The sequence below is a fragment of the Mucilaginibacter endophyticus genome, from assembly GCF_003351025.1.
Classification (GTDB): Bacteria; Bacteroidota; Bacteroidia; order Sphingobacteriales; family Sphingobacteriaceae; genus Mucilaginibacter; species Mucilaginibacter endophyticus.
Genome location: NZ_QPCG01000012.1, coordinates 1 through 14498 on the forward strand (window position 1 = coordinate 1; position 14498 = coordinate 14498).

Here is a 14498-nt window from a genome sequence, read left to right on the forward strand (position 1 = left end):
TTTCAGGTTCGATCTGGCGGCCACCCTCGCACGCGAGCTACATGAAGTAAACCGCCTGGGCGCATTTTTCGACATCATTCACCAGGATCCGGTAATATCACAAGTCAAACTGATAGCCGAGCCATGGGACGTTGGTGAAGGCGGTTACCAGGTAGGTAAGTTTCCTCCGGGCTGGGCGGAATGGAACGGAAAGTATCGCGATTGCATAAGGGACTACTGGAGCGGCTCGGAGAATACCCTACCAGAGTTCGCGGACCGCGTAACAGGCAGCGCTGACCTTTATAAAGATTACCGCCGCCCTACGGCCAGTATCAATTTCATTACCGCGCATGATGGCTTTACGCTTAACGACCTTGTATCCTATAATGAAAAACACAACGAAGCTAACGGGGAAGGTAATAAAGATGGGGAAAGCCACAACAGGTCCTGGAATTGCGGCGCCGAGGGACCAACTGACGATCCGGACATTATCAGTTTAAGGCAGCGTCAAAAAAGAAATCTCTTGACTACGCTCTTCCTGTCCCAGGGCGTGCCCATGCTCGTCGCGGGTGACGAAATCAGCCGTACCCAGCAAGGTAATAACAATGCTTATTGCCAGGACAACGAAATCTCCTGGATCAACTGGGAATCTGCAGATCATGAACTCCTGGAATTCACCAGAAAACTGATCAGCTTACGGAACAGCCACTCCGTTTTTTCCAGAAAAGAATGGTTCAAAGGCGTTGCTTTTAATGAATCGAACATAGAAGATATAGCCTGGTTCCTTCCGGACGGAACACAGATGGAAGAAAGCCACTGGCAACAGAACTACGCAAAGTCTGTGGCCATATATCTCAACGGCAATGGAATTCATGGCGTCGGTTCCGATGGTAAACAAGTTGTGGACGATACTTTTTACCTGGTCTTTAACGCGCATGACCTGGGATTAGATTATAAACTTCCCCATGAAACTTATGGCAGGCAATGGAAGGTCGTCCTCGACACGAGCACTTCCGATACAGCCCCGGACCGGATTTATAAACCGCAGGAAACGGTTCATGTTGAAGGCCGGTCTGTGGTATTGTTAAAAGACGATACAATAAGACAAAATCAGGGTGATGATGAATAGAAGGACTTTAGGCGTAAATTTTGAAGCCGGCATAGCCGAGATTTTGCTATGGGTGCCGCAGGCAGAGCAGGTATCAATTCGCCCGGATACCGGCAACGATCTGTTACTTGAGCAAAAAACGCGCGGCTATTGGCAAATGCGTACCGGAGAACTTCGCCCCGGAATGAATTCTCACGTGGTCATCGACGGTGAAACATGGCCTGACATTCATTCTCTGTACCAGCCGGACGGTGTACACGGAGCCTCGTCCGCGTTCGATGTATCGGGTATGAAATGGACGGATCAGCGCGCTGGGACAATATCCCGCTACAATACTACCTGATCTATGAGCTGCATACCGGCACATTTACACCTGAGGGGACATTTGATGGTATCGCGAAAAAATTAGATTATTTGGCTGCCCTGGGTATCACAGCCATCGAGCTCATGCCTGTCGCACAGTTTCCCGGTGATCGCAACTGGGGTTATGATGGCGTTTTTCCTTATACCGTACATAATTCCTATGGCGGCCCGGCTGCGCTGCAGCAACTCGTTGATCAATGTCACAGGAAAGGCCTTGCCGTGATTTTGGATATAGTCTATAACCATATAGGTCCTGAGGGTAATTACTTCGAAAAATCTGATTCCTTTTTTACAGAAAAATACAAAACGCCCTGGGCAAATGCCATCAATTTCGATGATGCAGGCTGTGACGAGGTTAGGCGCTATTTCATTGAAAACGCACTGATGTGGTGCCGTGATTTCCATGTCGATGCCTTGGAATTGGATGCTGTTCATGCCATTAAAGATTTCAGCCCTGTACACGTGCTGAAAGAATTAACACTTGCGCTCAATGATTGAAGCAATGTACCGGGAAGTCACATTACCTGATCGCGGAATGCGACTTGAACGATCACCGTTTTATCGATCCGCTCAAAGAGGGGGGGTACGGACTGGACAGTCAATGAATTGATGAGTTCCATCACGCGTTGCGGATTAGTGCAGGTGGTAAGCGAGAGGGCTATTATGGTGACTTTCATGGCATTGAAGATCTCGGCGCCGCATTTGAACATGCTTACGTATACCACGGCCGCTATTCTGAAGATCGCCAAAAAACATTTGGGACCGACCCTGTTGGGCAGAACAATATGTAGATTGTGTTAAACCTTGGTTTGGGAAAGGCCGGGTTCATCATGGGATGCAAAATTTGTAAAACTCATTATAAAGTAAAACGTTCGCATATCCATTAAGCCTTATAACACAATCGCATTTCTAAATTAAAAAAGGCTTTCCCGCGTATATTGGGGAAAAATTTCTTTGAATATATTCTCTTCATAAATAACAACAATAACCTCAATGGTGTCTTTACCATATGTAGTTTGCAGGCGCTGCGCATAGAAAACATTCCCATCCTCCAGGTCTTAAAACTTCCTGATCACCTTTTTATCCTAAAAATAATCTTTGATTTTAAAATTAACCGGATCGTCTGTTTGCGGAATATTTAAGGGCTTTTCCATAATAATAATCCAAGGCCCATTACATTCAGGATAGAAAAGTTGGAAATCAAATTCAAAGCGAAGAATATTTTAATTGCCAATGGTTTTATATGTTAAATCCCTACATTAACTATCAGAAAAACAAGCCAATATATATCGCCAGATAATTATTCGACTTAGGTATAAATAGGCAATAGAGCGACCCTTAAACGAAAAAAGAATTCAGTAAAATTGCTTGAGCGACCGAGTATTGGCATTTCCGAAGATAACTGTAGAATCCTGTAACAGCCAATAAGTTTTTGCTAAGAACGGGAGAAAGGAAGCGTAGATTTTGGGTTTAAACAAAATACTATATTTGAAGCTTGCGCACTGCGCTTCACCAATTAAAAACATACAAATGGAAAAATTAGCCAAACTTAAAGCATTAGTAGAGACCGCGGAAAAAGAGGGAACCGCGTTTTATGAGAAAAACAACAAGGCAGCAGGAACACGCCTTCGCAACGCGTTACAGCAAATCAAGGTCATCGCAACGGATTTGCGTAAAGATGTTACCGAAAAGAAAAACGCCGCACATTAGTAAATTAGCAAGAGACCCGCTATATTGGCCTCTTTAATTAGTTGTTATTCAACTATACTTCGGTTAATCGATCAGGGATCAAAATAATAAAAGTTGTCTAATGAATGTACAGCTAATAGTCTTCACAATAGTTCGTGGTAGGCTTTGTTAGTACGCCTAATAATTCAAATAATCAGGGACAACAGCGGCGTACCTCATTGATCAGCTCATCGACATCAAAAGGCTTGCGGACAGAACCATCTGCTCCGCATCGCGATCTGATCTCTTCAATGTCCAATGCCGTAGAAAAGATAATTACTGGGATATGTTGGAGGTCGCGGAGTGCTTTGATCTCAAGACAATACATATGGCTTTGCCGTGCGTTAAGCCATTCATCAAGAACAATTAAATGGCAATTAAAAGCTGCAAGCGTTTCGACTGGCTGATGAGGAATATGTGTCACCTTATAATTTTGCTCCTCCAGAAGGGCGCAAACAATGTCAGCAATAGCATTGCTGTCTTCAATAAGCAGAATATGTTTTGGGGTCATTAGGGATATGCCTTTTCTTACGAGACGAAGATACAAAAGCAAATAATCTAATTGAATATTTTTCCTTTTAGGATAAAATCCAAACGTTTTGGCGATTTATTTGTATTCTTGTTAATCAACTTCATCCCGTATCATTCATGGACCATTTAGAACAACCGGAATTATCACCGGCTGCTTTGTACATATACGAAACCCTGCCGATCTGCTGTATACTGCTATCCCCCGATTTTCGGGTGATCACAGCCAGCACTGAATACCTGGAGCTAATCGGTAAAGACCTTCACGCGGTTCGTGGTAAAAATCTCTTCGAATTGTTTGATCAGCTGTCTGAAGTACAGGAAGCCATCGTTAGGGCATCCTTGAGTCAGGCACTCACCACCAAAAAGACACATACGGTTCCTTTGCTTCGCTATGACTTCGAAACCGGCAACGTTGGCGAAGCGGCAGAGAACTATTGGCAGTTGACCAATAAACCTTTCTTGAGCGTCAAGAAAGAAATCATTTACCTGTTACAGGTATTGCAACAGGCACCGGGTCCGGAAGCTGTTTTACGTAGAACCGAGCAGCTGAAGAATGAGATGGATATGCTTTTCCATGCAGTTCCTGCCCAGATCGCCATCGTTAGCGGACCTGATCTGACTTTTTCTTACATTAATCCGCGATATCAAAGCGAGTTATTTCCTAACAGAAATGTGTTGGGAATGCCACTTCTTGCTGCGCTCCCGGAGATCTCCGGCAAGCCAGTATGGGATATAGTGAACAAGGTTTACCGGACAGGGGAACAGTTCGCCCAGAACGAAATGCACGTAGTACTTGCAGACGAAGTTGGTGGCCAGTTAATTGATCATTATTTCAACGTCGTATATCAGGCCTTACATGATTCGAACGGACAGATCTACGCGGTGCTTAGCTTCAAATATGAGGTGACAGAATTAGTAATGGCCCGAAAGCTTGCCGAACAACGCGGGCAGGAACTTCAAAGTGGTCATCAGCGCCTCAATGAAGCTATTGAATTGCAACGCTTGTCAAGTGTGGAACTCGCCTCCAGTAATGAGGAATTGGCAGCCACTAATGAAGAACTTACCAGCATTAACGAAGAGCTTAAACAGGCACAGGACGAACTTTCATTGATTAATGGGCAGCTGGAAGAACGCGTCATACAACGGACGAAAGAATTGACAAAGAGCGAAGGCGAGCAACAGGCGTTAAACGAGGAACTTACCGCCATTAATGAGGAGCTTTCCTCGGCCAATGAAGAGTTGATATATAGCAAAGATGATCTCGAAAAGACAATCAAAGAACTGGCTGTTATGGAGCAAAAGATGCGCAGCCTCGTTCAAAGCGCCCCATTTCCTATCGGGGTTTATACCGGACGGGAAATGCGGGTGGAAATGGTTAATCAGTCACTCATTGATGTTTGGGGCAAAGGTCCAGACGTAGTCGGCAAAACTTACAGCGAGGCTTTGCCCGAGCTTGCGGAAACCGGCATCTATGAGCAACTCGATCAGGTATACACAACGGGCATAGCTTTCCATGCAGTTCAGCAGCGAGTCGACCTGGTGGTTGACGGCGTATTGCAGCCTTTTTATTTCAATTACGATTTTACACCGCTTTTTGACAAGAGTGGTGAGGTTTATGGTGTCATGAATACAGCGGCTGATGTAACCGGGTTAATGAATGCAAAAATGGAGGTTGAAAACAGCCAGAAAAACCTTTTCAATATCATTATGAAATCACCGGTGGCCAAATGTATCCTGTTCGGCGCTGACTACCGGATTGATGTTGCGAATGACCGGATGATCGAAATCTGGGGCAAAAACAGGGCCGCCGTGATGAACATGCCACTTTTCCGGGCCTTGCCGGAAGCGACAGGTCAGGGGTTGGAAGAATTGCTTGAATCAGTATTCGAGTACAGCGAAACTATCGAGGCGCGTGAGCGTCTGGTCCTACTCGAAAGAAATGGTGAAATCGAAAATGTATACATTGATTTTGTCTATCAGCCTTATACTGACGTTTCCGCAAACACTATTGGTATTATAATAACAGCGGTCGATGTGACTGCACAGGTAAGCGCACGCTTTTCTGTCCAACAATTAAATGAAGAGCTCGCTGCTACCAATGAGGAGCTGACAGCAGCGAACGAAGAACAGGCAAAAGTGAATTATGAATTGGCAAAGCTTAACGATAATCTTAAAATAAGTCAGAATGAATTACAGCTGGCAATTGACGCGGCAGCCTTGGGTACATGGGACCTTAATCCTCAAACCGGGCATTTTTCAGCTAATGCCATGACGAAAGCATGGTTTGGCCTTCAACCGGATGAGGACATCGCACTCTCGGTTGCAACCAGCTCAATAGCGGAGGAAGACCGGCAGCGTGTGATGGAAGAGATCAGTCGGGCCATGGATCAAACTTCCGGCGGGAACTACGATGTCGAATATACGATCATACATCCCCTGGATGGTACCAAAAAAGCTGTCCGGGCGAAAGGAAAAGCATTTTTTAACGAGTTGAAGGAGCCGATACGCTTTAGTGGTATTCTGCTGGATATAACCGAACAAAAAAAAGATGAGCAGCGTAAGAATGATTTTATCGGTATTGTTAGTCATGAATTGAAAACGCCGCTGACGTCATTAAAGGCCCTTTTGCAAGTGTCCTCCCGTAAATTGGAATTCAGTCAAGATAAATTTCTCAAAGGAGCACTGGAAACGTCAAACTTGCAAATAAGAAAGATGGAAAACATGATCAATGGGTTCCTCAATATTTCCAGGCTGGAAAACGGCAAGCTGGAGATACGCAAAAGCATCTTTGATTTGGTTAATGTGATCACCGAAGTGATTTATGAAACAAAACTAACGGTTACCGGGCACGAATTCATCTTGCAGGCGGAGGGTGAGTTAATGATCGACGCGGACCGGGAAAAGATTAGTTCGGTAGTTTCTAATTTTCTGAGTAATGCTGTCAAATATTCATCCAGGGGAAGCAGCATTGAAATATCTGCGTTTCAAAGTGAAAATAACATTATTGTCTCTGTACGCGATTATGGCATAGGCATCAGTGATGCTGATAAGGAGCGGTTATTTGAACGTTATTACCGTGTTGAAAGCAACCGGACGAGCCATATTTCAGGATTTGGCATCGGACTTTACCTAAGTGCCGAAATTATCGGGCGGCATGAAGGCAGAATATGGGTAGAAAGTGAGGAAGGAAAAGGTTCGACCTTTAGCTTTGCCCTTCCGCTGTAGAATGCCAGCGATGACATAAGATGCCTACACCTTTGGTATCTAAAAACTTAACGAGCTGCCTGATGAGATTTACTGGACTTGGAGCATCAACATTGGCAAGAACAAAACGCTCAAAGCTTTCCTCCGTCAGCGTTCACAGGAGATATGAATTCATGCACACCCATCATTTTAACAATATTCGTTGATATGACAATATCAAATACTTGGTTGTTAATGACAATTATATTTATAAGCTAACACCATCTGGCTTGCTCAAGCAGCTTTTTACAAACTTTTACTTCGACTCGCCTATAAAAGATATAATTACTAACAAATATAGCCACACCATGTACGTTTCTTCAGGTGGCAATATCTTTGGCATATCAGAAAATAAACTCTATCGCCCCGTTGGAACCGCTAACAATGACGGACACGATGGGATTGGAAATGGTGTCAGCGTTTTGGCGTTTAATCTGGCATAATCAAAGATGAAAGTACGTTGTATTTTACCGATTCACGCAATACCATAAGAAAGCTGATATTGAAATAATTCCTCTACTTGGATAAAGTTATAAAAGGCAATTGAACCCGGATGCGCAACCTCGCCCAATTTGAAGGTGTTAAAAGGCTTTTAACTCTTTGTGTATAGCTGATTATTTATTCGTAAAACCGGATCATACCAATTTTAAAAAATAAGTTTGCTTTTTAGGTTAATCCGAAGGAACTTTGAAGTGAGAACTCCATCTATTTCCACCGAGCTTCATTTTCCAATATATTCGCTATGGATCCAATTGGACTTTGTATCAGCAATTAAGGTTCTGGCTTGCCACTTCCGAAACCTCGAAATCATCTATAAAATGATGGAAATTTAATTGTGCTGCATTGAACGCTTTCAGTAATTCATGAATTATTACCATCGTGCCTTCGATTGAGATTATATAAGTCTCGAATTCCTCTAGGGTAACCAATTGATGATTTACAAGAATCATCATAGGTTCTGATTTCCTTGCGATCGAAAGCATAAAAAATTTACCTAATTGAGCAAACAATAAGCCTTCCGCTCCAGGGGTTAAAGGTGGTTGCCGGCTCCTGATTTTGAAGTACTCATTAATCACTTTCGCATTTGTAGCTATTCCCCCAGGGTGAATGCATAAAAAGATTTGCCCCGCAAAAACGCTGGCGTCATTATGTAACAGGATTTTAGGCCGCATTATTTTGTATAATGGTTGTTTAAGTTATTCTTCTAAAATAGATATGATCGAATATTTTAGACACGGCCGGTGATAAGGCGACGTGCTTTGGGCTTACAAGATATTAAATAAACCTATCAGTAAGTGTTTGGCAAAAAAGCATTAGTGATCTAACAACTGAAATTTTTTTTGGAAATTTGAAGTTGTCGAAAAAATAAGGAATGACAGGCAGCTTGTATTCTAATTTTTTGATTATTTATTTCTGACTTTGTTTAGTTCAAAAGAAGCAGAGGGCGAAAAAGAAGGATTAGGTCTTTAAGGTTATCAAGCCCTCGGATATACAATTAAAATCGGGATAAGCAGGAATATATATGGGGTCATAAAAGTCTTTGAGCAACTTTTAAAGCCAGACTGGCGTTCTAATTGTGCCGCCCCGCTGTGCGAAGCCCCCAGACACTTATAAACTAATCTAACCTGAATTATAGAATTAATTTGTACCCCTCGGACCAAACGCAAAAGATCGTCGTTAGGATATTATAAATTTTGGACTCGCCATAACAACTATACCAAAGTCAATGCCTTGCGCATCGATTTTGGTCCCTAAAACATTATCACGAAGCGGCCGATTGCCTGCTGTAGGATCCAAAGTTATGGCATATAATTCTTTCTTTAAGTAAAATATGGATCTGAATTCCTGGTGACTTTTGATGCTAATTGGCGCAACTTTTACTAAGAACCTTGGATCAGCTTATTTATTTGCTTCAAGAGTACTTTATTCTCAAAGGGTTTAGGCAAATAGTCATCATATTTAAAATTCGCTAATGCTATAGCAGTTTTATGGTAGGCGGACATCAGTATGACCGGGATCTGACAAATATCGGCGGTGCTTTTAATCAAGTTACATATTTGTCCGCCGTTAATGCCGGGGAGCATGTAATCTGATAAGACCAGGTCAGGACGGAAGTCAATGATTTTTGCAATGATGTTGTCACCATCCTCTAATCCCAGCACCGAAAACCCATTCATTATAAGGGTTTGTTCTAAAGCATAAAGAATGTCGGCGTCATCTTCAATTACAAGAATTTTTATTTGCATAACTGTATTTCCAGGACTATTTTAAAATGGATTGTAACTTGCCCATATGTATTGGTTTTGACAAAAAGTCTTTGACCCTGGGATTAGCAATAGACTTTTCGACGTCTGTCTGATCGACAGATGATGAGAGAATATAGATCTTGCTTTTGTGCAGCGGATCAATTTTTAGCGACTCATATTTTTTAAGAAACTCCCAACCGTTCATAACAGGCATCCGAAGATCAAGGAATATGAAATCGGGAAGCTTTTCGGGTTCATTTACAGTTAGGCCTTGCAAAAACTCAATTGCTACTTTTCCGTTCTCACAAATGCTGACTTCCGCCTTTCCCAATACCTTCCTGATGACCAACTTAAAAATAGTTGTGTCCAGTTTCGCATCGTCAATTAACAGAATCTTGGGGTTGTATTCGGTAAAGTCCATCAGTTTCCTAAAACGAAATTTTTTAACTTATGTTTCAGATAAAATTTCGTTGTTTGAGGTAGATTCAATTATGGGTTTGTCCATTAGGAAAATACGTCGGGCTTTCGGAGAAAAGAAACGTCAATTAAACTTTGCCGAACCAATTTTGAATTAAACTTGAAGCATATAGTATCCTTTGCAATCGGACATTGCAGCATACCGCCCGTCCATATCAATGAAACAATTCGCTTTCCGTAAGAGGAAAAACAATTAAACCTAAATGAAGAGTCTCAGGTTAGTCTTGTCCAACCTTTAATCTTTAATTACAATGACATAACGAATTGCAGTACCAGTGCTCCGTTCCCAAACGAGGGAAACAAGATAGATCCGTTATTTTCCTTTTTCTTACTTTTCATGTCATGGGGCCGGTTTCTGTTTTGTTCCTTTTCGCGGCCTGCCTTAAACAGGTTATTGCGAATATTAGGATATAACAAGTGTGCTGCTTTTGTTGATAGGATCCCAAACCCCGCGCCAGCTATGACATCGCTGAGCCAATGGTCTGTATGATATACCCTGAATACCTTTGTGGTAGTCGCGAACGCGTATCTGACCACACTGTAAGTAGCGGATCTATCACCCAGTTCCTGGGACCTAAATTCAGCGCCGGCAAAGGAGCTGCAGGTATGGCCAGAGGGGAAATGAATTATAATCAGTATTATCTGGCTAACATATGCTTTACGTTTGATAATGTAAAGTGTAGTTATATTTAGCATGCCCTAGCCATGACATGTATCGAAGTGCGGTCTACAAATGGGTTCTTTCCATGGATAACAGCAAGATTCAGCCGGTAGACCAGACAGGAGGAGCATATTGCAGATAATTTGGATGTGGCTCCTGGCGGCGAAGTTATGCTCACCTGCTTCTTTATATACGGAGCGATCTAATCTTCTCGGTGGATGGAATGCGAAGGAGCTTGCACCATAAGCGCCCAATACCGCCCGCGGTATTAGCGCTATAGATTTGCTGTGCAGATGTTACGGTATTTGGTGTTGTGAAAATATCTTTTTTTAGGGTGTCCCCAATATTTATTTTTTTTAAAGTATCGGAAGGAACTTCCTGTGCACAGACCTTAAAGGTCCTATAAATTAATATGATAACATAGATAAATTTTTCCATTGACAGGTATGGTAGGTTATTATCGGAATTTCCAATTTAAATGCCAACAAGTTGCATTTTGTTTTTCAAATGAACGCTATCACATTTATAAAATTAGATGGGCTATACTACAAATATGAATGATAACTAAACTATCCGGGAAAGTCATGATCTTTGACGACGATGAAGATAAATAGAATATATACAGCTACAGGAGAAGATGGAATTATCACATTCACCGATTGCATGGGTGTAGTAGACCGGGTTTCAAATAAACCCTGATGTGATACCGATGGATGACTCGATACCGGAAACAGGTGGAATCGTTGTGACAAGGCTGCTTAAACGGTCACCCATAACCCGGCACTTCCCGGTGGTATTTTTCGGCAAATGGCAATATATCCGTACTGACTAAGGAGGCGGGTGCCGGCACGTACATGCCCAAGCCACCTGATATTGACGAGCTGGTTAACGCAATAAATAGCGTCCTCGATTGTTAAAGCAGGCGTACGGTAGATACGTCATCTTAATAAAACGGCTATAGTGATACGAAAAATCTCATCCGCAGGTATGTTCTTCTTAGTAGCCTCGTAGAATCCTGCTTATTAAACAACCTTTTCGGGAAGAAACCGTACGATAGGTACCCTTAAATAAATTGATCCGGCGGGCTGGCATAAGCATGTCAGCCTGCTTGATTCCCATCAGCCCAGAATTCTACTTATTGAAGATTCAGAAATCGATACGGTCATCTTTAAGTTAATGATCAAAAAAACGCTCGATCATCCTGTTATTGAGACCTGCAAAAACGGGCTTGCAGCGATAGAAAAGCTTACTGCCCTAAAGTAACAAGGGCCGAACTTTTGCCAGACTATATTTTCTCGATCTGGCAATGCCGATGATGGATGGCTGGCAATTCATGGATGAGCATGACCGTTTGAATATTGATCCGATGCACAAAAGTACGATCTATGTGTTATCGTCGTCAATTAACAAAACGGATGTCATTAAATCACATGCGAACCCAAGGGTTGAAACCTTTTTATCCAAGCCAATTGATTTTGGAAAAATCAAAGCCGTTTTCTTTTCCAATTAATCCATCGAACGGCGCTAAATTCAACTATCTTTGCAATGTTTTTTTATACAATAGATGTTCACGTATCTTTTTTGTTAAATACAGTTTAAATTAATTAGGGAAACAAAGCCGGGCGCGATGCCCGGCTGTATAATTGCTCTGATCGTAACATTAATGCCTGCATTTGAAGAACCAATGAGTCTCTTGGAATTTCGAGACTGACGTCTTTCAAATTATGCTCTCTTGCTCCGCGAACCCTGATAAATCCAGAAAAATCATGACCTTTTTTGCCATGCCATTTTAACAGGCAAACTAAACCTTAGTTTGAGGGGGCGGAAGTTTAATCCCGCAAAAGCGTTACGCAGGTAATCCCAAAAGGTATAAATACATTTGTCGGGATACAGGAAGCGGATGGCATCTGTCCATCCTGTTTTGAGCAGGGCCCTCCATAGTTTCCGGGCTTCCGGACGAAAAGTGCATTATCGGCATATTTTTCCGTCTTGTAAGTATCCAAATCGGTTGGCATGATATTGAAGTCACCGATAAGCGCCACAGGTAAGCCAAAGCCCTGCAATTTTTTTCCGTGCGTCGTCAGCCGCTTTATCCACTTCAATTTATAATCGAATTTGCGGCCGGGAAATGGGTTACCGTTCGGCAGCTATAAACAGCCAATAACAACACCGTTGATGAACGCTTTGATATAACGGCTGTGCGTGTCATCCGGGTCGCCATCCAGTCCCCGCCGGGTTTCCTGGATTTCTCCATATCGAGATAAGATCGCTACACCGTTCCAGCTTTTTTGACCTTGCCAGATAGCGTGGTAACCCGCTTCCAGTAATGGCCGCTCCGGAAATCTGTTATCTTCGCATTTTAATTCCTGCAAACAAACGATATCTGGCTTGGCTTCCGCCAGCCAACGCAGTAAATTGGTCAGCCGTCCATTAATACCGTTGATGTTGTAAGTCGCTATTTTCACAAGCATATAACATCTCTGGCATAATATAGTTGCCGGAGTTAAAACTTAATCTGCTCCTGGTGCTTATGTATATCTATGGCAACTATCAAAAACGTTCAGCCACTCAGCGCAGAAGAGCTGTTTGACTTGTTAAAAACTGGTTTCGCAAATTATATCAACAACAAACTAGGATCCAACCTCGCTATTGAATACGCACACGTTTTCAACGAAATCAACATTTCATTTCCAGAAGTCATCGACGGCCCGGCCCTTAACATAGCCGTAACCGACGTGGAACTGACCGTTACACTACTGGCTGTGGAAAGTGATTATAATGCTGAGTTGCTGGAAGAACACCTGATCGGTTATCTTCGACAACAGGCCTCCTAACCAAATTATGAATGTTACTAAAGAAGCGAAAAAAAGACGCTATGAAGCATGGATTAATGATTGATATGGATGGTGTTATATACGCCGGTGAAGAACTGATAAAAGGAGCCGATGTATTTGTCAAACGCCTGCTGAAGGATAAAGTTCCCTTTACCTTTCTGTCCAACAATAGCTCCAAGAGCCGCGCTGATGCTGTAGAAAAATTGGCTAAGCTGGGCATCAACGTTACCGAGAAACATATTTATACCAGTGCAATGGCTACCGCTACCTTCCTGACAGAACATTACAAGGATTGCAGCGTGCACGTTTTAGGTGAAGGCGGTTTGTTGAAAAGCCTGAAAAATGCAGGAATCCGCATAGTGGATAAAAAGCCAGATTTGGTTATTCTTGGTGAGGGGCAGGAATTCAGTTTAGATAGAGTCCACAAAGCGGTTGACATGATACTGGCAGGCGCGCGCTTTATCGCCACGAACCGTGACCCGTCGCCACGCCGGGAAGGTTGGAACAACCTGGGTATTGCTGCGACAGCGGCCATGATCGAAGAAGCAAGCGGGCGCGAACCTTTTGTGATCGGCAAGCCCAGTCCTGTCATGATGCGTTCGGCGGCGGCTTATATGGGTTTGAAGCCCGAAGATGTGACCGTGATCGGCGACACAATGGAAACCGACATTATTGGCGGTATCTATATGGGGTTCAAAACGGTACTCGTGCTTTCCGGGATCGCAGACAGGGAACAACTGATCAAATACGGCTACCGGCCACATCTTGTTGTTAACTCGGTAGATAAGATCGAATTTCCTTTAAAGTGGTGGACCAAACATTAGAATCTACTGGCCCAGTCGTCATCCCTATTCTTACCAGACAGCACCAGCGTAAACCACAGCAACGTCCCGGTGAGCAGCAATTGTTTATGCCCTGCAGGCAGGCGGTGGACAGGATCGGTCATCCATGATAGCCCATCCCATAGCAGCAAGCAAACCAGTGCAGCAAACAGCAGTGACCTAAATAGTTCAACCTTACTCATATCTTTTCCTCCAAATTTTTAAGCCGAAATATTTCCCGCGCAATTAACTTACTGTTACAGGCCAGTTCATCCAGGTTACAGCAAATTGTCTTAATCTTTACAGGTATTTCATCGACTGTTTCCATCAGGTCGATATGCAGGAGACAATTTTCTTTGATTGTTTCGCTGCCTTTCAGTTGACTGAACAATTCATAGGCGTTGTGGCGATCATTGCCAAAAAAATATTGACCATAGTCGCAAAAACCCTGCGGTGTTTTCAGGCTCAGTAAGATATAAAATCGCGTTTCCATAGCATCTAAAATTC

Annotated in this window: 14 protein-coding genes and 1 pseudogene; 7 read left to right on the plus strand and 8 right to left on the minus strand. The window is 43.0% G+C overall.

All coding sequences use genetic code 11. The features are described from left to right. From DUL71_RS32235 to DUL71_RS29900, 4 genes and pseudogenes are all read left to right on the plus strand, one after another. A pseudogene (locus DUL71_RS32235) lies at positions 1 to 1108 on the plus strand (glycogen debranching protein GlgX); the annotation flags it as partial. Then, positions 1098 to 1430: an early set domain-containing protein gene (locus tag DUL71_RS32330; protein WP_167443321.1), complete on the plus strand. Its 333-nt coding sequence runs from the start codon at positions 1098 to 1100 to the stop codon at positions 1428 to 1430. The pseudogene DUL71_RS32235 and the gene DUL71_RS32330, both read left to right, overlap by 11 nt. Next, complete coding sequence (locus DUL71_RS32335) at positions 1382 to 1948, plus strand: alpha-amylase family glycosyl hydrolase (RefSeq protein ID WP_167443322.1); 567 nt, start codon at positions 1382 to 1384, stop codon at positions 1946 to 1948. Before DUL71_RS32330 ends, DUL71_RS32335 begins: the two co-directional genes overlap by 49 nt. A gap of 1032 nt (positions 1949 to 2980) precedes the next feature. Next, positions 2981 to 3160: a histone H1 gene (locus DUL71_RS29900; RefSeq protein ID WP_114941622.1), complete on the plus strand. Its 180-nt coding sequence runs from the start codon at positions 2981 to 2983 to the stop codon at positions 3158 to 3160. 172 nt (positions 3161 to 3332) lie between these two features. Here the strand turns inward: DUL71_RS29900 and DUL71_RS29905 are convergent, their stop codons facing one another. After that, positions 3333 to 3689: a response regulator gene (locus DUL71_RS29905; protein WP_114941496.1), complete on the minus strand. Its 357-nt coding sequence runs from the start codon at positions 3687 to 3689 to the stop codon at positions 3333 to 3335. A gap of 137 nt (positions 3690 to 3826) precedes the next feature. On the opposite strand from DUL71_RS29905, the gene DUL71_RS29910 reads away from it, so the two are divergent. Further along, positions 3827 to 6934 (plus strand): PAS domain-containing protein, encoded by a 3108-nt coding sequence (locus tag DUL71_RS29910; RefSeq protein ID WP_114941497.1) that lies wholly within the window; start codon positions 3827 to 3829, stop codon positions 6932 to 6934. 782 nt (positions 6935 to 7716) lie between these two features. Here DUL71_RS29910 and DUL71_RS29920 read toward each other — a convergent pair. From DUL71_RS29920 to DUL71_RS32745, 6 genes are all read right to left on the minus strand, one after another. Next, complete coding sequence (locus DUL71_RS29920; protein ID WP_114941499.1) at positions 7717 to 8124, minus strand: hypothetical protein; 408 nt, start codon at positions 8122 to 8124, stop codon at positions 7717 to 7719. 708 nt (positions 8125 to 8832) lie between these two features. Then, entirely contained in the window at positions 8833 to 9198 is a 366-nt protein-coding gene (locus tag DUL71_RS29925) for a response regulator (RefSeq protein WP_114941500.1), read from the minus strand. Between the two features lie 16 nt (positions 9199 to 9214). Next, positions 9215 to 9619 (minus strand): response regulator, encoded by a 405-nt coding sequence (locus DUL71_RS29930; protein ID WP_114941501.1) that lies wholly within the window; start codon positions 9617 to 9619, stop codon positions 9215 to 9217. 302 nt (positions 9620 to 9921) lie between these two features. Next, positions 9922 to 10371, minus strand: a complete 450-nt coding sequence (locus DUL71_RS29935; RefSeq protein ID WP_114941502.1) for a phosphatase PAP2 family protein — start codon at positions 10369 to 10371, stop codon at positions 9922 to 9924. A 1794-nt stretch (positions 10372 to 12165) separates the two neighbouring features. Then, complete coding sequence (locus DUL71_RS32740; RefSeq protein ID WP_341867756.1) at positions 12166 to 12438, minus strand: hypothetical protein; 273 nt, start codon at positions 12436 to 12438, stop codon at positions 12166 to 12168. A 45-nt stretch (positions 12439 to 12483) separates the two neighbouring features. Beyond that, positions 12484 to 12807 (minus strand): endonuclease/exonuclease/phosphatase family protein, encoded by a 324-nt coding sequence (locus tag DUL71_RS32745; RefSeq protein WP_341867757.1) that lies wholly within the window; start codon positions 12805 to 12807, stop codon positions 12484 to 12486. Between the two features lie 69 nt (positions 12808 to 12876). On the opposite strand from DUL71_RS32745, the gene DUL71_RS29955 reads away from it, so the two are divergent. Beyond that, on the plus strand, positions 12877 to 13170 hold the full coding sequence (locus DUL71_RS29955) for a hypothetical protein (protein ID WP_114941505.1): 294 nt from the start codon (positions 12877 to 12879) through the stop codon (positions 13168 to 13170). Positions 13171 to 13181: 11 nt separating this feature from the next. Further along, on the plus strand, positions 13182 to 13994 hold the full coding sequence (locus DUL71_RS29960; protein WP_244228880.1) for an HAD-IIA family hydrolase: 813 nt from the start codon (positions 13182 to 13184) through the stop codon (positions 13992 to 13994). 196 nt (positions 13995 to 14190) lie between these two features. Here DUL71_RS29960 and DUL71_RS29970 read toward each other — a convergent pair whose 3' ends face one another. After that, complete coding sequence (locus DUL71_RS29970) at positions 14191 to 14484, minus strand: hypothetical protein (RefSeq protein ID WP_114941508.1); 294 nt, start codon at positions 14482 to 14484, stop codon at positions 14191 to 14193. Positions 14485 to 14498 lie beyond the last annotated feature (14 nt).

What these genes read in the sequence shown, in the direction of transcription:
- DUL71_RS32330 (WP_167443321.1), top strand. Translation starts at nt 1,098, where the DNA reads ATGATGAATAGAAGGACTTTAGGCGTAAATTTTGAAGCCGGCATAGCC.
- DUL71_RS32335 (WP_167443322.1), top strand. Translation starts at nt 1,382, where the DNA reads ATGGACGGATCAGCGCGCTGGGACAATATCCCGCTACAATACTACCTG.
- DUL71_RS29900 (WP_114941622.1), top strand. Translation starts at nt 2,981, where the DNA reads ATGGAAAAATTAGCCAAACTTAAAGCATTAGTAGAGACCGCGGAAAAA.
- DUL71_RS29905 (WP_114941496.1), bottom strand. Translation starts at nt 3,689, where the DNA reads ATGACCCCAAAACATATTCTGCTTATTGAAGACAGCAATGCTATTGCT.
- DUL71_RS29910 (WP_114941497.1), top strand. Translation starts at nt 3,827, where the DNA reads ATGGACCATTTAGAACAACCGGAATTATCACCGGCTGCTTTGTACATA.
- DUL71_RS29920 (WP_114941499.1), bottom strand. Translation starts at nt 8,124, where the DNA reads ATGCGGCCTAAAATCCTGTTACATAATGACGCCAGCGTTTTTGCGGGG.
- DUL71_RS29925 (WP_114941500.1), bottom strand. Translation starts at nt 9,198, where the DNA reads ATGCAAATAAAAATTCTTGTAATTGAAGATGACGCCGACATTCTTTAT.
- DUL71_RS29930 (WP_114941501.1), bottom strand. Translation starts at nt 9,619, where the DNA reads ATGGACTTTACCGAATACAACCCCAAGATTCTGTTAATTGACGATGCG.
- DUL71_RS29935 (WP_114941502.1), bottom strand. Translation starts at nt 10,371, where the DNA reads ATGCTAAATATAACTACACTTTACATTATCAAACGTAAAGCATATGTT.
- DUL71_RS32745 (WP_341867757.1), bottom strand. Translation starts at nt 12,807, where the DNA reads ATGCTTGTGAAAATAGCGACTTACAACATCAACGGTATTAATGGACGG.
- DUL71_RS29955 (WP_114941505.1), top strand. Translation starts at nt 12,877, where the DNA reads ATGGCAACTATCAAAAACGTTCAGCCACTCAGCGCAGAAGAGCTGTTT.
- DUL71_RS29960 (WP_244228880.1), top strand. Translation starts at nt 13,182, where the DNA reads ATGTTACTAAAGAAGCGAAAAAAAGACGCTATGAAGCATGGATTAATG.
- DUL71_RS29970 (WP_114941508.1), bottom strand. Translation starts at nt 14,484, where the DNA reads ATGGAAACGCGATTTTATATCTTACTGAGCCTGAAAACACCGCAGGGT.